This window comes from Bradyrhizobium sp. dw_78 (assembly GCF_018449525.1).
Lineage (GTDB): Bacteria > Pseudomonadota > Alphaproteobacteria > Rhizobiales > Xanthobacteraceae > Bradyrhizobium.
This window is the reverse complement of record NZ_JAAVUS010000007.1, coordinates 328,925-349,470: the sequence shown is the minus strand read 5'-3', so window position 1 is coordinate 349,470 and position 20,546 is coordinate 328,925. Positions and strand designations below refer to the sequence as shown.

Annotated in this window: 21 protein-coding genes; 7 read left to right on the top strand and 14 right to left on the bottom strand. The window is 64.1% G+C overall.

Annotated elements, in window-relative coordinates; translation table 11 throughout:
- Positions 1-168 precede the first annotated feature (168 nt).
- From rplS to ffh, 6 genes are all read right to left on the bottom strand, one after another.
- On the bottom strand, positions 169-561 hold the full coding sequence (gene rplS, locus HB630_RS19810) for a 50S ribosomal protein L19 (protein WP_213773957.1): 393 nt from the start codon (positions 559-561) through the stop codon (positions 169-171).
- Positions 562-680: 119 nt separating this feature from the next.
- Positions 681-1,451 (bottom strand): tRNA (guanosine(37)-N1)-methyltransferase TrmD, encoded by a 771-nt coding sequence (trmD, locus tag HB630_RS19805; protein ID WP_213773956.1) that lies wholly within the window; start codon positions 1,449-1,451, stop codon positions 681-683.
- A gap of 8 nt (positions 1,452-1,459) precedes the next feature.
- Positions 1,460-2,542 (bottom strand): zinc-binding dehydrogenase, encoded by a 1,083-nt coding sequence (locus tag HB630_RS19800; protein WP_213773955.1) that lies wholly within the window; start codon positions 2,540-2,542, stop codon positions 1,460-1,462.
- Between the two features lie 143 nt (positions 2,543-2,685).
- Positions 2,686-3,252, bottom strand: coding sequence for a ribosome maturation factor RimM (rimM, locus tag HB630_RS19795; protein ID WP_213773954.1), 567 nt, complete (start codon positions 3,250-3,252; stop codon positions 2,686-2,688).
- A gap of 145 nt (positions 3,253-3,397) precedes the next feature.
- Positions 3,398-3,730: a 30S ribosomal protein S16 gene (gene rpsP, locus HB630_RS19790; RefSeq protein WP_213773953.1), complete on the bottom strand. Its 333-nt coding sequence runs from the start codon at positions 3,728-3,730 to the stop codon at positions 3,398-3,400.
- Positions 3,731-3,877: 147 nt separating this feature from the next.
- Positions 3,878-5,428 carry a signal recognition particle protein gene (ffh, locus tag HB630_RS19785; protein ID WP_213773952.1) on the bottom strand — a complete coding sequence of 517 codons (1,551 nt, stop codon included), beginning with the start codon at positions 5,426-5,428 and terminating at the stop codon, positions 3,878-3,880.
- A 346-nt stretch (positions 5,429-5,774) separates the two neighbouring features.
- Between ffh and HB630_RS19780 the strand changes: the two genes are divergently transcribed.
- Positions 5,775-6,755: an MBL fold metallo-hydrolase gene (locus tag HB630_RS19780; protein WP_213773951.1), complete on the top strand. Its 981-nt coding sequence runs from the start codon at positions 5,775-5,777 to the stop codon at positions 6,753-6,755.
- A gap of 159 nt (positions 6,756-6,914) precedes the next feature.
- Here the strand turns inward: HB630_RS19780 and HB630_RS19775 are convergent, their stop codons facing one another.
- Both HB630_RS19775 and HB630_RS19770 read right to left on the bottom strand, forming a co-directional pair.
- On the bottom strand, positions 6,915-7,610 hold the full coding sequence (locus HB630_RS19775; protein ID WP_213773950.1) for an SIMPL domain-containing protein: 696 nt from the start codon (positions 7,608-7,610) through the stop codon (positions 6,915-6,917).
- Positions 7,611-7,615: 5 nt separating this feature from the next.
- The gene (locus tag HB630_RS19770; RefSeq protein ID WP_213773949.1) at positions 7,616-8,356 is read right to left on the bottom strand and encodes a GyrI-like domain-containing protein; all 741 of its coding nucleotides are present in this window, start codon (positions 8,354-8,356) and stop codon (positions 7,616-7,618) included.
- Between the two features lie 196 nt (positions 8,357-8,552).
- Between HB630_RS19770 and dapF the strand changes: the two genes are divergently transcribed.
- A complete protein-coding gene (gene dapF, locus HB630_RS19765; RefSeq protein ID WP_213773948.1) occupies positions 8,553-9,425 on the top strand; it encodes a diaminopimelate epimerase in 873 nt (290 codons plus the stop codon).
- 1 nt (position 9,426) lies between these two features.
- On the top strand, positions 9,427-10,698 hold the full coding sequence (gene mtaB / locus HB630_RS19760) for a tRNA (N(6)-L-threonylcarbamoyladenosine(37)-C(2))-methylthiotransferase MtaB (RefSeq protein WP_213773947.1): 1,272 nt from the start codon (positions 9,427-9,429) through the stop codon (positions 10,696-10,698).
- Positions 10,699-10,715: 17 nt separating this feature from the next.
- On the opposite strand, the gene HB630_RS19755 is transcribed toward mtaB, so the two are convergent.
- Positions 10,716-11,534 carry an RNA pseudouridine synthase gene (locus HB630_RS19755; protein WP_213773946.1) on the bottom strand — a complete coding sequence of 273 codons (819 nt, stop codon included), beginning with the start codon at positions 11,532-11,534 and terminating at the stop codon, positions 10,716-10,718.
- A gap of 49 nt (positions 11,535-11,583) precedes the next feature.
- Here HB630_RS19755 and ftsY point away from each other — a divergent pair, with 49 nt between their 5' ends.
- Together ftsY and HB630_RS19745 are read left to right on the top strand one after the other, a co-directional pair.
- Positions 11,584-12,528: a signal recognition particle-docking protein FtsY gene (gene ftsY, locus HB630_RS19750; protein ID WP_213773945.1), complete on the top strand. Its 945-nt coding sequence runs from the start codon at positions 11,584-11,586 to the stop codon at positions 12,526-12,528.
- A gap of 133 nt (positions 12,529-12,661) precedes the next feature.
- Positions 12,662-13,264: a septation protein A gene (locus tag HB630_RS19745; protein ID WP_213773944.1), complete on the top strand. Its 603-nt coding sequence runs from the start codon at positions 12,662-12,664 to the stop codon at positions 13,262-13,264.
- Positions 13,265-13,394: 130 nt separating this feature from the next.
- Here the strand turns inward: HB630_RS19745 and HB630_RS19740 are convergent, their stop codons facing one another.
- From HB630_RS19740 to ccmA, 5 genes are all read right to left on the bottom strand, one after another.
- Entirely contained in the window at positions 13,395-14,012 is a 618-nt protein-coding gene (locus HB630_RS19740) for a DsbE family thiol:disulfide interchange protein (RefSeq protein ID WP_213773943.1), read from the bottom strand.
- The gene (ccmD, locus tag HB630_RS19735) at positions 14,009-14,188 is read right to left on the bottom strand and encodes a heme exporter protein CcmD (protein ID WP_213773942.1); all 180 of its coding nucleotides are present in this window, start codon (positions 14,186-14,188) and stop codon (positions 14,009-14,011) included. The genes HB630_RS19740 and ccmD overlap by 4 nt, the downstream gene beginning before the upstream one ends.
- A gap of 4 nt (positions 14,189-14,192) precedes the next feature.
- Positions 14,193-14,927: a heme ABC transporter permease gene (locus HB630_RS19730; protein WP_213773941.1), complete on the bottom strand. Its 735-nt coding sequence runs from the start codon at positions 14,925-14,927 to the stop codon at positions 14,193-14,195.
- Between the two features lie 61 nt (positions 14,928-14,988).
- Positions 14,989-15,657: a heme exporter protein CcmB gene (ccmB, locus tag HB630_RS19725; RefSeq protein WP_213773940.1), complete on the bottom strand. Its 669-nt coding sequence runs from the start codon at positions 15,655-15,657 to the stop codon at positions 14,989-14,991.
- Between the two features lie 127 nt (positions 15,658-15,784).
- Complete coding sequence (gene ccmA, locus HB630_RS19720; protein ID WP_213773939.1) at positions 15,785-16,387, bottom strand: heme ABC exporter ATP-binding protein CcmA; 603 nt, start codon at positions 16,385-16,387, stop codon at positions 15,785-15,787.
- A gap of 233 nt (positions 16,388-16,620) precedes the next feature.
- Between ccmA and acnA the strand changes: the two genes are divergently transcribed.
- Both acnA and HB630_RS19710 read left to right on the top strand, forming a co-directional pair.
- Positions 16,621-19,341: an aconitate hydratase AcnA gene (acnA, locus tag HB630_RS19715; RefSeq protein WP_213773938.1), complete on the top strand. Its 2,721-nt coding sequence runs from the start codon at positions 16,621-16,623 to the stop codon at positions 19,339-19,341.
- A 157-nt stretch (positions 19,342-19,498) separates the two neighbouring features.
- A complete protein-coding gene (locus HB630_RS19710; RefSeq protein ID WP_213773937.1) occupies positions 19,499-20,260 on the top strand; it encodes a DUF1223 domain-containing protein in 762 nt (253 codons plus the stop codon).
- Positions 20,261-20,546 lie beyond the last annotated feature (286 nt).

Here is a 20,546-nt window from a genome sequence, read left to right as displayed (position 1 = left end):
GCAATCCATCACGCCTGAGCAAGACAGCCCTTTTCCCGATCGATGCGCAGACCAAGCCCGCCCATGACAAGTTAAAAAACAGCGGCAACAAGTTACAGATAAGTATGCCGCAACAAAAAAGCGCGGGGGGAACCCGCGCCTTTTACGTCCAGTCGGGTGCGACTTGAATTATTCGCCGACCGCGGCGGCGGCCTGTGTGCGGTCAGTCTTCTTCTCGACGATGCGGGCCGATTTGCCGCGCAGATTGCGCAGGTAATAAAGCTTGGCGCGGCGCACCTTGCCGCGGCGCACCACCTTGATCGAGTCGATCATCGGCGACATCATCGGGAACACGCGTTCCACGCCTTCGCCGTAGGAGATCTTGCGCACGGTGAAGCTCTCGTTGAGCCCGCCGCCGGAACGGCCGATGCAGACGCCTTCATAGGCCTGCACGCGGGTGCGGTCGCCTTCGACCACCTTCACGTTGACGATGAGCGTATCGCCGGGCCCGAAATCCGGGATCGTCTTGGTGGCGGACAGTTTATCGAATTGCTCTTTTTCGAGCTGCTGAATCAGGTTCACGGTGAAATCTCCATCGGCGGCGCGCCCAGCCTCGGTTAAGCGCGGGCTGCGCAGACGTCCAACTATCCTGCCATCACTTGCGGATTTGGTGGGTGCTATAAGGCAAAGGCGGGCGTTTGTCACCCGTCTGTCGTGTTTTTTGGGCGATTTTGGCGAGACTTTGGACTAGGCGCCTGATTCGGCCTCGCGGCCCATAAATCCGGGCGTCTTGCCCGCGTCAGGGCCTCGGATTCAGCCCGGCGCCAGGCCGCGACCCTGGCATGGTCTCCGGACAGCAGGATTTCCGGGATCGGCTGGCCTTCGAACGTCTGCGGGCGGGTATATTGCGGGTATTCCAGCAATCCCTCGGAAAAGCTCTCGTCCGTACCGGATTCCTGCTTTCCCATCACCCCGGGCAGCAGCCGCACGCAGGCGTCAATCAGCACCATGGCGGCGAGTTCCCCGCCGGACAGCACGTAATCGCCGATCGAGACCTCTTCAAGCCCGCGGGCGCCGATGACCCGTTCGTCGATGCCCTCAAATCGCCCGCAAACGATCAGGGGGCCGGGTCCGGCGGCCAGTTCCGCGACCTGGGACTGGGTCAATGGCCGACCCCGTGGGCTCATCAGCAGGCGCGGGCGATGTCTGGCGACCTCTGAAGCCGTATCCGCGGCGTCGATGGCCGCCGCCAGCACATCCGCGCGCAGCACCATGCCGGGCCCGCCGCCGGCCGGGGTGTCGTCGACGCTGCGATGGCGATCGGTGGCCGAATCCCTGATATCGCGTGCTTCAAGCGCCCACAGCCCGGATGATAGCGCCCTGCCGGCGAGGCTGACGCCCAGCGGGCCCGGGAACATCTCGGGAAACAACGTCAGAATGGTTGCGCGCCAGATCGTCGTCGGGGAGGGCATGGCCTCTGTTACGGCACCACGGCGGTCAGATCGAGTCCCTGCATCAGGGCCGCGGCCTCGACGGCCTGCCTGAAATCCGCGAGCTTGAACGTCGTCACGATGATCTTGCCAAGATCGAGCAGACCTTCGGCGGCCAGCGCCGCGAGCTGGCCCGGCGCCGTCCGCGCATACATGAACTGGCCGACGACTTCCCAGTCATTTGCCAGCATTTCGCGGAACGAAAGCTCCAGGGGCACCTCCGCACTCCCCATGATCACCAGGCGTCCGCCGCGCTTCAGTGCGCGCAGCGACGACAACGTGGTCGAGGTGCTCTTGGCATTGCCGAGCAGATCCAGCGCGACGTCGGCGGCGCCGCCGCTGGCATGGCGGATGGTCGCAAGATCCTTAGCGGCGTCGCCGCTGACAGGAGCGGGGATGACGCGAGGGCCAAAAGCCTCCCGCAGCGAGTCCAGCGCTTCAGCTTTTCGCCCGACGGCGACCACGCGCCCCGCACCCATCGCAACCGCCAGCATGACCGCGCCGGAACCGAAATAGCCGGTCGCGCCGTTGATGATGATGGTGTCGCCGCCGCACAGGCCAGAGCGCTGCAGGCCGCCGAACGGCACGATCAGTTTGGCCAGTCCGATCAGTTGGGTCGCAGGCCTGTCGTCCAGCCGGGTCAGCGGCGTGACGCAGGCCGCCGGCCAGTGTGCGATCTCGGCGAACACGCCGTCGCGCCAGCGCGCTTGCAGCGCCAGCGCCTCCGCTGTTGTGACCGTCGCCGTCAGCCCGATCAGGATCTGCGGCGCCTCAGGGCTCGGCACATCGCCGCGCAAATGCGGACTGAGGAAAACCCGGTCGCCGTTACGGACATGGCTGACGTTCTCGCCGGCCGCGATCACCCGCGCGATCGCATTGGTGCCGGGCACGAAAGGCATTGGCGGCAGGTTGTAGGGCACCGAACCCGATAGCACCTTGCCCATATAGGACAACACCATGCCGGCTTCGATCCTGACCACAACGCCATCGGGCGCGGGCCGGGGCGTCTCGACCGCGTCGAATCGCAGATCATTGTGCGCGTGCAGCCGCCAGGCTCTGTGGGTGTTGGTCATGTCAGCCATTCCCGACCGGTATTATCTGCGAATACAAAACGCACCAGTCCCGGCCAAGCGAGCGTGAGCCGGAATCCATAACCATAGCCGGCTATGTTGTGTACAGCTAAGGCCCAATCCAGTCTAAGAACAAACAATAGTGGTTATGGGTCCCCGCATTCGCGGGGACGACCCGGGGAGAAATCCTCCTCAGTGCCAACCGCGTCGTCGCCATCAACTTCTTCCGGCAATTCGATCACCACGCGTCCGCCGGCAAGATCGACCGTGGGCACCACGGCGTTAGTGAACGGCAGCAGCATGGTCGCGCCTTGCGGCGGCGCGATCTCGATAATGTCGCCGGCGCCGAAATTATGAATCGCGACGACACGGCCGAGCGGCGCGTCCGCGGTGGTCACCGCGGCGAGCCCGATCAGGTCGGCGTGGTAATATTCGTCCTCGTCGGTCGCCGGCAGCTGGTCACGCGCAATGTAGAGTTCGATGCCGTTGAGCCGTTCGGCCTCGTCGCGGGTGGCGATGCCCTTCAGCGTCGCCACCAGATGGTCCTTGGATTCGCGGACATGCGTCACCTCGAACTGGCGGGCGCCGTCCTTGGTGCCAAGCGGCCCGTACTGTTTCACCGCCAGCGGGTCTTCGGTGAAGGTCCACAGCTTGACCTGGCCGCGGACGCCATGCGCGGCGCCGATCCGGGCGACGCAGATTTGCGGCGGCATCAGCGGGCCTCATCCTTCGAGATGCGAAGAATGCGCTCCTGGGGACCAGGAGTTGGCTGCGCGGAACAGGGCAACAGATCCTCATGCCGAGGAGCACGGCACAAGCCGTGCGTCTCGAAGCATGAGGCCGGGATCATGCGAAGCCTTACGATTTGGCAGCGGCTTCGGCCGCGGCCTTGCGCTCCTTGCGCGGCACGGCCTTTTCCGGATTGTTGCGCGCCGCGCGCTTCACGACGCCAGCGGCATCAAGGAAGCGGGTCACGCGGTCGGACGGCTGCGCGCCCTTGGCGAGCCAGGCCTTGACCTTGTCCATGTCGAGCTTGAGCCGGGCCTCGCTGTCCTTCGGAAGCAGCGGGTTGAAATGGCCGAGGCGCTCGATGAAACGGCCGTCGCGCGGAAAGCGGGAGTCGGCGACGACGACATGATAGACCGGGCGCTTCTTGGTGCCGGCGCGGGCGAGGCGGATAACGACTGACATTTGGTTCTCCTTCAAATCCTGGTTTGCTGTTTGTTGTTTCGCGTCATTCCGGGATGCGTGCGTAGCACGCAGACCCGGACTCTCGCGATCATTCACGTTGAGATTCCGGGTTCGACGCTTCGCGTCGCTCCGGAATGACGAAACTCCTCATTTCTTCTTCCCCAGTCCGGGAAAGCCGCCGAGGCCCGGCAGGTTTGGCTTGCCGCTCAGGCCGGTAAGTCCGGGCAGGTTCGGCAGACCGGAGCGCAGACCCGCGGGAAGATCTTTCGGCAGCGCGGGCATGCCGCCCGGCGCGGCGCCGCCGGGCATTTTCTCCGCCAGCGCCTTCATCTGTTCGGGCGAGGGCATGCCGCCGCCAAAGCCCATCGCCTGCGCGATGCCGGCGAGCGGGCCGCGCTTGCCCGAACCCATCGCCTTCATCATGTCGGCCATGTTCCGGTGCATCTTGAGCAGCTTGTTGACGTCCTCGACCTTGACGCCGGCGCCGGAAGCGATGCGTTTCTTGCGGCTCGCCTTCAGGACATCCGGATTCTTGCGCTCCTCGCGCGTCATCGAGTCGATCACCGCGACCTGGCGCTTGATGATCTTGTCGTCGATGCCGGCATTGGCGATCTGGTTCTTCATTTTCGCAACGCCGGGCATCATGCCCATCAGCCCGCTGATGCCGCCCATGCTGGCCATCTGCATCAACTGCTCGCGCATGTCGGCCAGATCGAACTTGCCCTTGCGCATCTTCTCGGCGACGCGCGCGGCTTTCTCGGCATCGATATTGGCCGCGGCCTTTTCGACCAGCGATACCACGTCGCCCATGCCGAGGATGCGGCCCGCGATCCGGCTGGGGTGGAAATCCTCCAGCGCGTCGGTTTTTTCACCGGTGCCGATCAGCTTGATCGGCTTGCCGGTGACCGCGCGCATCGACAGCGCCGCGCCGCCGCGGCCATCGCCGTCGACCCGCGTCAGCACGATGCCGGTGAGGCCGACGCGCTGGTCGAACGAGCGCGCCAGGTTGACGGCGTCCTGGCCGGTGAGCGCATCGGCGACCAGCAGCACCTCATGCGGATTGGCGACCGATTTGATCTCCGCCGCCTCGCTCATCATCTCTTCGTCGAGCGTGGTGCGGCCGGCGGTGTCGAGCAGCACCACGTCGTAGCCGCCGAGCTTGCCGGCTTCCAAGGCGCGGCGCGCGATCTGCGGCGGCTTTTGCCCTTCGACGATCGGCAGGGTCTGGATTTCGAGATCGCGGCCCAGCACCGCGAGCTGCTCCATCGCCGCCGGACGGTAGACGTCGAGCGAGGCCATCAGCACCTTGCGCTTGTCGCGCTGTGTCAGGCGGCGGGCGAGTTTCGCGGTGGTGGTGGTCTTGCCGGAGCCTTGCAGGCCGACCATCATGATCGCGACCGGCGGCACCGCGTTGAGGTCGATGGTTTGACCATCCGAGCCCAGCGTGGCGACCAGTTCGTCGTGAACGATCTTCACCACCATCTGGCCGGGCGTCACCGACTTGACCACGGTGGCGCCGACGGCCTGTTCGCGGACGCGATCGATGAAGCCGCGGACCACGTCGAGCGAGACGTCGGCTTCGAGCAGCGCGCGGCGCACCTCGCGCATCGCGGCGTCGACGTCCGCCTCGCTGAGCGCGCCGCGGCCCGTCAGCCGATCGAGAATGCCACCAAGCTTTTCCGACAGATTGTCGAACAATGCCGTTTTCCTTCGCCATGGCCGGGCTTGTCCCGGCCATCCACGTCTGTCTCTTCACCTCTCTCCATGGGAGAGGGGGTCATCAATGCGTCTTGGCGATCAGCGCCAAGACCGATAGTCCAAACAATTTCGCGCCCGAGGGCGCATCGCGCTGTCGGGCGTTGGCCTCCGGTCTCGCGGGCCGGTCGGCGGGTCGAAAAGATAAATCTTTCCGAGGAAGTGGCGAGGTTAAACCCTCCCGGCCCCGGAAAGTCAAGGAAACTTGCCGGAAAGGCGGGACTTTCGTTCGCCTTGCGGAGCGCTTAACTCCTTGCCGTAACCTGCATTTTGGGGCCAATCGAAGCGCATGAGCAGCTATTCCGGCGTAACGTCCGATCACTTCAACGGCACGCATTTCTTCGATCCCGACGGCTCCCCGCCAAAAAGTCTGCGCGAGGTGCTGCGCTGGCAGTTCGGCGGCGGCCGGCAGCGGGTCAGGTGGCCCGACTGGGTACCGAGCCCTCATGCCGACATCCCGCCGGCGCGCGTCGAAGGCGCCGGGGTGCGGTTCTCGTTTGTCGGCCATGCAAGCTGGCTGATCCAGACCGCGGGGCTGAACATCCTGGTCGACCCGGTGTGGTCGGAACGGGTCTCGCCGTTCACATTTGCCGGGCCGAAGCGCCGCAACGACCCCGGCATTGCATTCGAGGCGTTGCCGAAGATCGATGTCGTGCTGGTCTCGCACGGCCATTACGATCATCTCGATGTCGCGACGCTGTCAAAGCTCGCCGCGCGATTTTCGCCGCGGGTGGTCACGCCGCTCGGCAACGACATCACCATGCGCAAGGCCGATTCCGCGATCAAGGCCGAGGCATTCGACTGGCACGACCGCGTCGATCTTGGCAATGGCGCTGCTGTGACCCTGGTGCCGACGCGGCACTGGTCGGCGCGCGGATTGTTCGACCGCAACAAGGCGCTGTGGGCGAGCTTCGTGCTGGAGACGCCGGCCGGCAAGATCTACATCGTCTGCGACTCCGGCTATGGCGATGGAAGGCATTTCCGCCGGGTCGCCGAAGCGCATGGCCCGCTGCGGCTGGCGATCCTGCCGATCGGCGCCTATGAGCCGCGCTGGTTCATGCGCGACCAGCATATGAACCCGTTCGATGCCGTGAAGGCCCTGGCCGATTGCGGCGCCGTACAGGCGCTGGCGCATCACCACGGCACGTTCCAATTGACGGACGAGGCGATCGATGCGCCGGCCATCGCGCTCGCCGAGGCGCTCGATGCAGCAAACCTGCCGCGCGAGCGGTTTGTCGCGCTGAAGCCAGGGCAGGTGGTGGAGGTTTGACGTCGTCCCGGACAAGTGAGCGGAGCGAACGCGATCCGGGACCCATAACCACAGATGTTAGCTTGCCGTGGCCGCCATCGTCGCTGCAACAATGCCCTGTGGTTATGGGGCTCCGTCTCCGCGAGGACGACGGTCCCGTATGTATTGCCGCTGTGCCGCTTATTTTTCCTGCTTGATCGCCCAGGATGCATTCACCGTCACCGACAGCGTCTCTTCGCCCGACGCGACGGGCGTCGTGGCCATCGGCGCGGCGGCCATCCTGGCGCGGAACATGGGTACAGGTGCGCCTTCCTCGGAAATACGGAGCGGCGCGCCGAGCGTCACACCGGCAGTCCTGGCGTAGATTTCGGCCTTGCGGCGGGCATCAGTGATGGCCTGCGCACGGGCCTCGTCGAGCCGTTTCGAAGCCTGCGATACCGTGAAACTGATGCCGCCGAGATCGGTCGCGCCGGCGCCGACCAGAACATCGATGGTGCTGGCGACCTTGGTGATGTCGCGAAGCAGGACCGTCACATGGTTGCTGGCGCGATAGCCGGTGACCGTTGGCGGGGTGTGGTTGGGCGCATATTGCGGCTGCAACGACAGACGCGAGGTCTGGATATCCTTTTCGTCGATATTGGCGGCCTTCAATGCCGATAACAGTCTGCCCATCGCGGCGTTATTGGCGTCGGACGCCTCGCGCGCGGTCCTGGCGTCCGAGGTGGCGCCGGCCTCGATCTGCGCCTGGTCCGGCGGCACCGAGATCGTGGCTTCGCCGGTCACGGAGATGGCCGGCGGAAAGTCGGTCTCCGCCAAAGCGGGCGTGGCGAGCAACGCGCTTGCGGTTATGACGGCGAGGAGGGTGCGGTATTTCATCCGGCTCACTTCAGCGGCACATAGACGTTGATCACCAGCTTATCTTCCTCCGTCTTCAGGGGATCGGTGATGTATTCCTCGATGAAGGTGTCCTTGGCCTCGAGCTTCTTGTCGTCGAGGTGGTTGGTGATGGCCTCATAGGTGTTGTCCATGTTGTCGTAGGAGCCGCGATGGACAAATTTCAGCGCCTTGCCGTCGGGCGATTTGCCCATGTTCATGGCCTTGGTCAGGTTCTTCGGCTCCTGATCGACCGGAATTTCGGCCATATAGGTGAAGCCGGTATCGTCGGTGGAGGTGTAGACGATCATCGGATTGCCCGAGGGCTTGATGCCCTGCTTGTCGAGCAGGCCCGACAGCACCTTGAAGGAATCCATCAGGGTGTCGAACGCCGAGTCCCAATTGGCGTTGCCCTTGAGGACGACCACCGTTTTCGGCTCCAGCGTGATTTCCTCGCCGAACGGATCGGCGGTCTGAACTCCGGCCGCCGGCGGGGGCGGCGGTGCGGGAGTCTGGGCTGCCGCGGGGCTGTCCGCCGGTGACTTGTTTTCGGCGGGCGGCGGGACCGGCGTTGCGGAAGGCGCGGGTGTCGCGGACGGGGCAGGCGTCGCAGACGGGGCCGGGGTGGCAGACGGAGCCGGCGCCGGTGTCGCGGACGGCGCTTGCGCCAGTGCGATGCCGCCCAGGGCGATCGCCGCGATCGGGACCAATGCGACCACGGCAAGGCGGAAAGATTTGAAGCGATTCATTCGGTATTCTCCATCCCCAAAAGCGCCATTCCGAAGCCGTCGCGCGGCGTATCCCGGCCCATGTCGCTGAAAGCCGCTACTCCTAACACGCAAGTCCGGCTTGCGTCCCATGACAGATATGTCATGCGCCCCTGCCGCGGATACTGGCCAATCCGGCACCATTGGCCATATAAGCAGGCATAAATCGGGAATTTTCATGAGCACGCTGGCCAACCACGCATTTGCCAAGATGAACGGCATCGGCAACGAAATCGTCGTGGTCGATCTGCGTGATGCGCCCGGCACCGTGACGCCGGAGGAAGCGCGCGCGGTCGCCTCGCCCGCCGGCGTGCCCTACGATCAGCTCATGGTGCTGCAGCCGCCGCGGCTGCAGGGCACCGAAGCCTTTGTCCGCATCTACAACAATGACGGTTCGGAGGCCGGCGCCTGCGGCAACGGCATGCGCTGCGTGGTGCGCCGGCTGTTCGAGAAGACCGGCCAGACCGCCGTCACGTTCGAGACCCGCGCCGGCCTGCTGAACTGCTGGCAGGGGCCGGCTCCCGATCTCTACACCGTCGACATGGGCGCGCCGAAATTCGGCTGGCAGGATATTCCGCTCGCGGAGGAATTCCGCGACACCCGTTATATCGAATTGCAGGTCGGGCCGATCGACGCGCCGCTGCTGCATTCGCCGTCGGCGGTCAGCATGGGCAATCCGCATGCAATCTTCTGGGTCGACGACGTCAACGCCTATGACCTCGCCCGCTTCGGGCCGCTCCTGGAAAATCACCCGATCTTTCCGGAGCGCGCCAATATCACGCTCGCGCACATCGTCGACCGTGGCCATATCACGATCCGTACCTGGGAGCGCGGCGCGGGGCTGACCAAGGCCTGCGGCTCCGCGGCCTGCGCCACGGCGGTGGCGGCCGCGCGGCTGAAGCGCGCCAATCGCACTGTGCAGATGACATTGCCCGGCGGTGATCTCACCGTCGAATGGCGCGAGCGCGACGATCACGTCCTGATGACGGGCACGGCGACGTTCGAATATGAGGGGCATTTCGACCCGGCATTGTTCGCCAGCGTCGCCTGAGATGGGCGTCGAGATCGTCACCTTCGGCTGCCGCCTCAATGCCTTCGAATCGGAGGTGATCGCCCGCGAGGCGGAGCGCGCCGGGCTGATAGACACCGTCGTCATCAATAGCTGCGCGGTTACCAACGAGGCGGTGGCGCAGGCGCGGCAATCGATCCGCCGCATCAAGCGCGAGCGGCCCGAGTCGCGCATCGTCGTCACCGGCTGCGCGGCGCAGACGCAGGCTCAAATGTTTGCCGGCATGGCAGAGGTCGATCGCGTGCTCGGCAATGACGACAAGATGCGTGGCGAGGCGTGGCGCGCCACCCGCTTGGCATTCGACGCCGCGGCAGGGTTCGGCATCGGTCAAAGCGAAAAGGTCGCGGTTGCCGACATCATGGCGGTGCGGGAGATGGCGCCGCACCTGCTGGATGGTTTCAAGGCCGGCCTGCCGCGGGTGTTCGTGCAGGTGCAGAACGGCTGCGATCACCGCTGTACCTTCTGCATCATCCCCTATGGTCGCGGCAATTCACGTTCGGTGCCGATGGGCGCCGTCGTCGCGCAGGTCCGCGCGCTGGTCGAGCGCGGCCATGCCGAAATCGTGCTGACCGGCGTCGATCTCACCAGCTACGGTGCCGATCTGCCGGGTGCGCCGAAACTTGGGCAACTCGTGAAGCAGATCCTGCGGCATGTGCCAGAGTTGAAGCGCTTACGAATTTCATCGATCGATTCCATCGAGGCCGATCGCGATCTGCTCGACGTGATCGCCGACGACGAACGGTTGATGCCGCATCTGCATCTGTCGCTGCAATCCGGCGACGATTTGGTCCTGAAGCGGATGAAGCGGCGGCACTCCCGCAGCGACGCCATTGCGTTTTGCGCGCAAGTGCGGCGGCTGCGTCCGGATATCGCGTTCGGCGCCGACATCATCGCGGGCTTTCCGACCGAGACGGAGGAAATGTTCGCGCGCTCTCGGGATCTGGTGGACGAATGCGATCTCACTTTCCTGCATGTGTTTCCCTATTCGAAACGTCCGGGCACGCCGGCGGCGCGGATGCCGCAGCTCGCAGGCGGGCTCATCAAGCAACGCGCCAAGCGTTTGCGCGCCGCGGGCGAAGCGGCGTTGCGGCGGCGGCTCGGATCCGAGACCGGGGCGATCCGGGAAATTCTCGTCGAAAGCGCGACGCAGGGGCGCACCGAGCACTTTATTCCCGTTGCCATCAGCGGCGAGACACCGGGCGCGGTGCTAAGTCTAAAAATAACCGGGCACGATAGCGCACGGTTGATGGTATGACCCGCCGCCGTCGAACGTCACTCTCCGTTCCAGCCGCATGCCCTGAGCCGCTCATGGATATGTGCCGGTGCCGGCGCGACCACACGCACCGGTTCTTTGTTCTTCGAAATCGGAATCACGATCTCGCGCGCATGCAGATGCAGCCGTGGTTCCCCAAAGCGCGGACCATTGCCGTAAATGTTGTCGCCGACGATCGGCCAGCCCATCGCGGCCGAGTGGACGCGGAGCTGGTGGGTGCGGCCGGTCACGGGCTCCAGCGCGAGCCAGGTGAGTTGAGGTGTGTTGCTTCCACTGACCGCTTCCTCCCCCTTTGCGGGGGAGGGTTGGGGAGGGGGGTGGCCGCAGGCGATATTGTCACTTTTGATCTGCGTCCCCAGTAGCGGGGAGGGGGCAAGGGAACGTCCCAGCACCTTCCAGTTCGTGATCGCCTTTTGTCCGTCGGGGTCCGGCTTTTGCCACCAGCCGCGTTCGGCATTGAGGCGGCCGAGCGGCAGGTCGATGGTGCCTTCATCCTCGGCAGGTCCGCCTTCGACCACGGCCCAATAGGTCTTCGAGATTTTGCCGTGCTTGAACAGTAGGCCGAGCGAGGCGGTGGCCTTGCGGTGGCGTCCGAGCACGAGGCAGCCGGAGGTGTCCTTGTCGAGCCGGTGGGCCAGCACCGGCGGCCGCGGCAGGCCGAACCGCAGCGCATCGAACGAGGCTTCCAGATTGGCGCCGCCCTTGGGGCCGCGATGCACCGGCAATCCGGCCGGCTTGTCGATCACCAGCATCAGCCCGTCGCGGTGGAGCACGCGGGCCTGGATTTCTTCCGCGGTCAATTCGGGAACATCGCTCAAGGGGTCGAGACTTTCGTTTGCGGGGTGAAACGGCTAACACAGCCCCACCATGAACGATACCACTCCGGAACCCCCGAAACTGAGCTGGTGGCGGCGGCTTTCCGCCGGGCTGAAGCGGACGTCGAGTTCGCTTGGTTCGGCGGTCGCCGATCTCGTCACCAAGCGCAAGCTCGACCGCGCGATGCTCGACGACATCGAGGACGTGCTGCTGCGCGCTGATCTCGGCACCGAAGTGGCGGTGCGGATCGCGGACGCGGTCGGCACCGGCCGCTACGACAAGGCGATCTCGGCTGACGAAGTCAAGGCCGTGGTCGCAACCGAGGTCGAAAAGGTGCTGTCGCCGGTGGCCAAGCCGCTGGAAATCGACGCCGCGCAAAAGCCGTTCGTGGTCCTGGTGGTCGGCGTCAACGGCTCCGGCAAGACCACCACCATCGGCAAGCTGGCGGCAAAATTCTCGGCCGAAGGCCGCAAGGTCATGCTGGCCGCCGGCGACACGTTTCGCGCCGCTGCGATCGAGCAATTGAAGGTGTGGGGCGAGCGCACCAATTCGCCGGTGATCGCGGGCGCGCAGGGATCGGATTCCGCGAGCCTTGCCTTCAACGCGCTGACCGCGGCGAAAGAGCAAAAGCTCGACGTGCTCCTGATCGACACCGCAGGCCGGCTTCAGAACAAGGCCGAACTGATGAAGGAGCTCGAAAAAGTCGTTCGCGTCATCAAGAAGGTCGACGCCTCGGCGCCGCACGCCGTGCTGCTCGTGCTCGACGCCACCGTGGGACAAAATGCGCTGTCGCAGGTCGAGGCGTTCCATCGTATTGCGGGCGTCACCGGCCTGGTGATGACAAAACTCGACGGCACCGCGCGCGGCGGCATCCTGGTGGCGCTCGCGGAGAAATTCAAATTGCCGGTACACTTCATCGGCGTCGGCGAGGGCATCGACGATCTTGCGCCGTTCACGGCGCGGGATTTCGCGCAAGCCATCGCGGGGATTGAGTAGCCTCATCCTTCGAGACGCGCGCAAGGGCGCGTTCCTCAGGATGAGGAAAAGCCACACGGAATATCCTCATCCTGAGGGGGCGCGAAGCGCCGTCTCGAAGGATGGGCATGCAACGAGTTTAATGGACGAAATCATGGACAAGACCCAGCCGCATCCGCTGTTCAAGCTCGCGACCGAGCTCGGCCCGTTGATCGTGTTCTTTGCCGCGAATGCGAAATTTCATCTGTTCGTGGCGACCGGCGCGTTCATGGTCGCGGTGGTGGCCGCGATGATCGCCTCCTATGTGGTGACGCGGCACGTGCCGATCATGGCACTGGTCACCGGCGTCATCGTTATCGTGTTCGGCACGCTGACCCTGGTGCTGCACGACGAGACCTTCATCAAGGTCAAGCCGACCATCATCTACGGCCTGTTCGCCGTGGTGCTCGGCGGCGGCCTTTTGTTCGGCCGCTCCTTCATTGCCATCCTGTTCGACCAGATGTTCAACCTGACGCCGCAAGGCTGGCGCAGGCTGACGGCGCGCTGGGCGCTGTTCTTTTTTGCAATGGCGATCCTGAACGAAATCATCTGGCGCAGCCAGAGCACCGATTTCTGGGTCGCGTTCAAGGCGTTCGGCGTGATCCCGCTGACAGCGATCTTTGCGATTGCCCAGATGCCGCTGATCAAGCATTACCATCTCGAGCCGGTCACGCTGGAAGCGAGCGAGGAAGAAGCGGGAGATGTGAGCCAGGGGTGAGTTATCCCCCCGTCATTCCGGGGCGCGGATGAAGCGGAAATCTCGAACTTCCGGGTCCGCTCCGGAGCCTATTACCGGGCGGCGCGGAGCGCCGACCTGGTGGGACCGTCCCGGAATGACGACTACGTCGTCACTTCAGTGCCTTGTCGATCTCGGCCTTCAGCACGGTGTCGATATTCTCCGGCGTGATCGGGCCGACCAGCTTGAAGACAATGGTGCCGGCGCGGCCGACGACGAAAGTCTCGGGTACGCCATAGACGCCCCATTCGATCGCGGCGCGGCCATTGCCGTCGACGCCGACCACGCCGAACGGATTGCCGTAGCGTCCGAGGAAGCGCCGGGCATTGTCGGGCTCGTCCTTGTAGTTGATGCCGACCAGCTGCAACCGCTTGTCCTGGCCGAGCGCGGTCAGTAGCGGCGCTTCGTCGTGACAGGGCACGCACCACGAAGCCCAGACATTGACGACGCTGACCTTGCCCTTCAAGGCCGCGGGATCGAGGCCCGGCACCTGCTCGCCATTGGCGACGAGGCCTTGCAGCGGCGGCAGCGTGGTTTGCGGCGCAGGGCGGCCGATCAGGGCGGAGGGGATCACCGATGGATCGCCGCCGCGCAGCCCGAACCAGAACAACGCCGCCAGACCGACAAAACACGTCAGCGGCAGCGCCAGCAGCACGCCGCGTAGCCAGGGTCTCGGTTGCGGCGATACTTCGGCTAGGGCGGCTTCGGTGGAAGTCTTGAGATCGCTCATTGGATATCCATGGCGCTGCGCCCGGAGCGCCGGCTTATGCCGCTGGCCTCGAGCTCGCGCAGGCGCTCCCGCTGGCGGCGATAGTCCGTTGCGATCCAGACAATGAGGAACAAGACGACGGCTGCGACAATCCCGTAGGATGTCACGATGAAGGATGCATAGGGGCCGAGCGACATCGCGTCAGGCCGCCTGCTGCCGGGTCGCCTGCATCATCTGCAAGGCGCGCACCCGGCGGCGCAGGATCTCGTTGCGCATGGCCGCCAGATGCAGCGTGACGAACAGCAGCGAAAACGCCAACGCCATCACCAACAGCGGAATCAGGAAGGCGCGGTCGAGCGTCGGCCCGCCCATCCGGAACACCGACGCCGGCTGATGCAACGTATTCCACCAGTCCACCGAGAATTTGATAATCGGCAGGTTGATCGCGCCGACCAGCGTCAGCACCGCGGCCGCGCGCGCGGCGCGTGACGGATCTTCCACCGCGCGCCACAGCGCGATCAGGCCGAGATACATCAGAAACAGGATCAGCATGGAGGTCAGGCGGGCGTCCCATTCCCAATAGGTGCCCCACATCGGCCGTCCCCACAGCGAGCCCGTTACCAGCGCGAGGAAGGTGAAGGCGGCGCCGATCGGGGCGGCGGTCTTGGCCGCGACATCGGCCAGGGGATGCCGCCATACCAGCGTGCCCAGCGCGGCGACGCTCATCACGCCCCAGACGAACATCGACAGCCACGCATTGGGCACGTGAATGAACATGATCTTCACGGTGGCGCCCTGCTGATAATCGTCGGGCGCGGCAGCCGATTGATAAAGGCCGATCAACAGCATGATCGCGGTGGCCGCGGCAAGCCAGGGCAGGATGCGCGCGGTCAGCGACAGGAACCTGGTCGGGTTGGCGAGGTCGATCAGCATCATGGGCATCCTGATAGTCGCGGCTGGCCTCACAGGCAATCGGGCGTAGGTCGCAATTCCTTGATCAATCCAGTCCCTGCCGGAGGCTGGCCGCGGCGGCAAAGGGGCCAATCACGAAACTGACAAGCGTGAGCGCGCACAGGATCGAAAACGGCGTTCCGAACGCTAGCGGTCCTGAAATCGCGGCCTCCGAGGCGGCCACCCCAAAAATCAATATCGGGATCGACAGCGGCAGCACCAGCACGGCGAGCAGCAATCCGCCGCGATGCAGCGTCACGGCGAGCGCCGCGCCGATCATGCCGGTAAAGGTCAGCGCCGGGGTGCCGACCAGCAGCGTCAACGCCACGGTCAGGGTCGCGGCGACATCGAGATTCAGCAATAGCCCGAGTACCGGCGTGGCGATGATCAGAGGCACCCCGGCGGCAAGCCAGTGCGCCAGCGCCTTTGCGGCGCAGGTGAATTCGAGCGGGGTCCGGCTCATCACGATCAGGTCGAGCGAACCGTCTTCGTGATCGGCGGCAAACATGCGGTCGAGCGTGAGCAGGCTCGCCAGCAGCGCGCCAAGCCAGAGGATGGCGGGACCAAGCCGCGTCAGCAGGGCCAAATCGGGCCCGATCGCGAACGGCATCAGCACCACGACGGTCAGAAAGAACAGCACCCCGATCAGCGCCCCGCCGCCGACGCGCAGCGCGATCCGGATGTCCCGTCGAATCAGGGCGGCAAGCGCGGTCATGGCAGGCACTGTGACGCGCGCGAGCTCAGGACGTTCTGATCTTGCCGCGAGCAAAAATTGCTTCCTTCCTCCGCAAGGGGGGAGGGAACGGAGAGGGGCGCGCCGGGTGACATGTTGCCTTGCGCAGTCACGACGCGCCTCCGATCCGCAATTCCTGCGCCGGCACACCGAGCGGCGCATGGGTTGCTGCGATGATGAGGCCGCCGCGCGCCAGGTGCTCGCTCATCAGGCGCATGGACAACGCCTGACCGGCGGTATCGAGCGCGGAGGTCGGTTCGTCCAGCAGCCAGATCGGCCGCCGCGTCACCAGCAGCCGGGCGATCGAGAGTCGGCGCCGTTGCCCGGCCGACAGATAGGCCGCGGGCAGGTGGATGGCGTGGTCGAGCTCGACCGCGGCCAGGCATTCCCTGGCGTCATAAGCTCCGCCGCCCAGGAAATCCCGCCAGAACGACAGGTTTTCGAGCACGGTCAGCGCGGGTTTCATGGCATCGCGGTGGCCGAGATAGTGGGCCTGATCGGGCAGCGTCAGTTCGTCCCCGCCGCCTTCCAGGCCGATCGATCCGGCCGCCGGGGCCAGCAGCCCGGCAATGATTCGCAGCAGCGTGGTTTTGCCGGACCCGTTCGGGCCGGTGACGGCCAGCGTCCCGCCTGAGAAAACCTCAAAATCGAGGCCGGAAAATACTTCCCGCCCGCCGCGTACACATCTGACAGCGCGTCCCAAGAGCCGCATTTTTCCCTTTCAACAGCGTTCAAGGAAGCGATCGGTACCGCAGCAGAACTCCGGGGCGTGCATTGCTGCGGCACACTTCTCGATGTGGCAGTGCCACTGGAAAGATTCTAATAACGTTCTATAAGCCGGAACTTGATGCAGCACGCGACCCGGCACGGCAAGCCATCAGGCTCGTCTTGTTGGCGGTGTTTCGGTACCTCGCCGGGTACAACTGACAATTGGGATTGCCTCACATGACCTCGCTCGACAGCTTCAAATGCCAAAAAACCCTCAAGGTCGGTAGCAAGACCTACGTTTATTACAGCCTGGTCGCCGCCGAAAAAAACGGTCTGAAGGGCATTTCCAAACTTCCCTATTCGATGAAGGTGCTGCTGGAAAACCTGCTGCGCAACGAAGACGGCCGCACGGTCAAAAAGGAAGACATCGTCGCGGTTTCGAAGTGGCTGAAGAAGCGCAAGCTCGAGCACGAGGTGGCGTTCCGACCGGCGCGGGTGTTGATGCAGGATTTCACCGGCGTGCCGGCCGTGGTCGATCTCGCCGCGATGCGCAATGCCATGCAGAGCCTCGGCGGCGATGCCGAGAAAATCAATCCGCTGGTACCGGTCGATCTCGTCATCGACCATAGCGTGATCGTGAATTTCTTCGGCGACAACAAGGCTTTCGGCAAGAACGTGGTCGAGGAATACAAGCAGAACCAGGAACGCTACGAGTTCCTGAAATGGGGCCAGAAGGCGTTTTCGAATTTCTCGGTGGTGCCGCCCGGCACCGGCATCTGCCATCAGGTCAATCTCGAATATCTCGCGCAGACTGTGTGGACGAAGAAGGAAAAAATGACGGTCGGCAAGAAGACCGCCACTTTCGAGGTCGCCTATCCGGATTCGCTGGTCGGCACCGACTCGCACACCACGATGGTCAACGGTCTGGCCGTGCTCGGCTGGGGCGTCGGCGGCATCGAGGCGGAAGCCTGCATGCTCGGCCAGCCGCTGTCGATGCTGCTGCCGGAAGTGGTCGGCTTCAAGCTCAAGGGCCAGCTCAAGGAAGGCGTCACCGCGACCGACCTGGTGCTGACGGTGACGCAGATGCTGCGCAAGCAGGGCGTGGTCGGAAAATTCGTCGAATTTTTCGGCCCCGGTCTGGATTATCTCTCGGTGGCGGACAAGGCGACTATCGGCAACATGGCGCCTGAATATGGCGCCACCTGCGGCTTCTTCCCGGTCGACGCCGCCACCATCGATTATCTCAAGACCTCGGGCCGCAAATCCGACCGCGTCGCGCTGGTGGTCAAATACGCCAAGGCGCAGGGCCTGTTCCGCACCGCCAAGTCGGCCGATCCCGTCTTCACGACGACGCTGACGCTCGATCTCGCCGACGTGGTGCCGTCGATGGCCGGCCCGAAGCGCCCCGAGGGCCGTGTTGCGCTGCCCGCGGTCGCCGAAGGTTTCGCCACGGCGCTCGCCGGCGAATACAAGAAGGCGGACGACGCCGCGAAACGCTATGCGGTCGACAGCCGCAATTTCGATCTCGGCCACGGCGATGTCGTGATTGCGGCGATCACGTCCTGCACCAACACGTCCAACCCCAGCGTGCTGATCGGCGCCGGCCTGTTGGCGCGGAAAGCAGCCGCCAAGGGCCTGAAGGCAAAGCCCTGGGTCAAGACCTCGCTGGCGCCGGGCAGTCAGGTGGTCGCGGAATATCTCGCCAATTCCGGATTGCAGAGCGATCTTGATAAGGTCGGCTTCAATCTGGTCGGCTTCGGCTGCACCACCTGCATCGGCAATTCGGGTCCGCTGCCGGAAGAGATTTCGAAATCGATCAACGACAACGGCATCGTGGCGTCAGCCGTGCTGTCGGGTAACCGCAATTTCGAGGGCCGCGTCAGCCCGGATGTACAGGCCAATTATCTGGCCTCGCCGCCGCTGGTCGTGGCTTACGCGCTGGCGGGAACGGTGACCAAGGATCTCGCGGTCGAGCCGATCGGCAACGGCAAGGACGGCAAGCCGGTGTACCTGAAGGACATCTGGCCGACGACGAAGGAAATCAACGCCATCATGAAGAAGTTCGTGACCGCGTCGATCTTCAAGAAGAAGTATGCCGACGTGTTCAAGGGCGACACCAACTGGCGCAAGATCAAGACCGTCGAGAGCGAGACCTATCGCTGGAACATGAGTTCGACCTATGTGCAGAATCCGCCCTATTTCGAGGGGATGAAGAAACAGCCGGAACCGATCGCCGACGTCGTCGATGCGCGGATCCTGGCGATGTTCGGCGACAAGATCACCACCGACCACATCTCGCCGGCCGGCTCGATCAAGCTGACCTCGCCAGCCGGAAAGTTCCTCAGCGAGCATCAGGTGCGCCCCGCCGACTTCAACCAGTACGGCACGCGGCGCGGCAATCACGAAATCATGATGCGCGGCACCTTCGCCAATATCCGCATCAAGAATTTCATGCTGAAGGGCGCCGACGGCAATATCCCCGAGGGCGGCCTGACCAAGCACTGGCCCGACGGCGAGCAGATGTCGATCTACGATGCGGCGATGAAGTATCAGGCGGAGAGCGTGCCGCTGGTTGTTTTCGCCGGCGCCGAATACGGCAACGGATCGTCGCGCGACTGGGCCGCGAAGGGCACGCGCCTGCTCGGCGTCCGCGCCGTGATTTGCCAGAGCTTCGAGCGCATCCACCGCTCCAACCTTGTCGGCATGGGCGTGCTGCCGCTGACCTTCGAGGAAGGCGCCTCCTGGTCGTCGATCGGATTGAAGGGCAATGAGACCGTAACCATACGGGGATTGCAAGGCGATCTGAAGCCACGGCAGAAGCTGACGGCGGAGATCGTGTCCGGCGATGGCTCGCTGCAGCGCGTATCGCTGTTGTGCAGGATCGATACGCTCGACGAGCTCGAATATTATCGGAACGGCGGCATTCTGCAGTACGTGCTGCGCCGGCTGGCGGCGTGACGCCGATTTACGGTCCGTGCCTCACTGCGAAGTGAGTAGCGAGTGATGGGGAGGCGGCTTATGAAAGAAGCCGCCTCCTTAACTTTGGTTGGCTGGTCCGATCAGGTACCGCAGTATAGATAACGAACGACAACGCGGGTCATCCCGATTTTCCTTCATGACGACGATCACAGCCTATAACTCTATTTCGCGATGGTCAGGCGCGCTGGGCATTGTCGCGATCGTCGCGATCGTGCGGCCCGCTCATGCCGACCCGCGCGCGGTCGTGGAGCTGTTCACGTCGCAGGGCTGCTCGTCATGTCCGCCGGCGGACAGGATCATCGGTGAGCTGGCCAAGGATCCGTCGATCATCGCGCTGAGCATGCCGATCGATTACTGGGATTACCTCGGCTGGAAAGACACGCTGGCGGATTCACGATTCAGCGCGCGCCAGAAAGCCTATTCCCATATGCGCGGCGATCGCGACGTCTACACGCCGCAAGCCGTCATCAACGGATCGGTGCATGTGGTCGGCAGCGATCGCGTCGGCATCGAGGACGCCATTACCGCGACCGAGAAGTCCGGCGGCGTGATGTCGGTGCCGGTATCGATGGCCGTGACCAACAGGCAGATCAACGTCTCGGTCGCAGCCAGCCGGAATCCCGCCGTGACGCATGGCGAGGTGTGGATTTGTTCGGTCTCGAAGGCGGTGCCGATCTCGATCGGACGCGGCGAGAATGGGGGCCGCGAAATCACCTACCATAATGTGGTGCGCAACGTGCTCAAGGTCGGTGACTGGAATGGCAGCCCCGGAACCTGGAGCGTGCCGCTTGAGAATATTTCCCGCGAGGGCGTCGACGCGGCGGCGGTCTATGTCCAGGACGGCAATCGCGACAGGCCCGGACCGATGTTAGGGGCGGCCTACACGTCGCTTCGCTAACACACCGCTTCACCGAATCGCATTTGTTGCTTGGCTGGACTTCGAACGCGAAAGCCGTGATTCGGAAACGACAGATGTACTGCCGTTTGTTGGCGGCAGCATCTTTCAAAAATCCGGCCGCCGATTTCCAGAGCCTTATAATTTCTTAGAGCCTTATCACTTCTGCTTAGTTCTGCGTCGTCTTGACGCGAGCTGCTGTCCTGCACCGCCATCAGATGCGGGACAGGTTTTCGTTTGAGAACGCTATGGATTTAGTGCGTCGCGTGGGGTGAGGCGATGTCCGCAG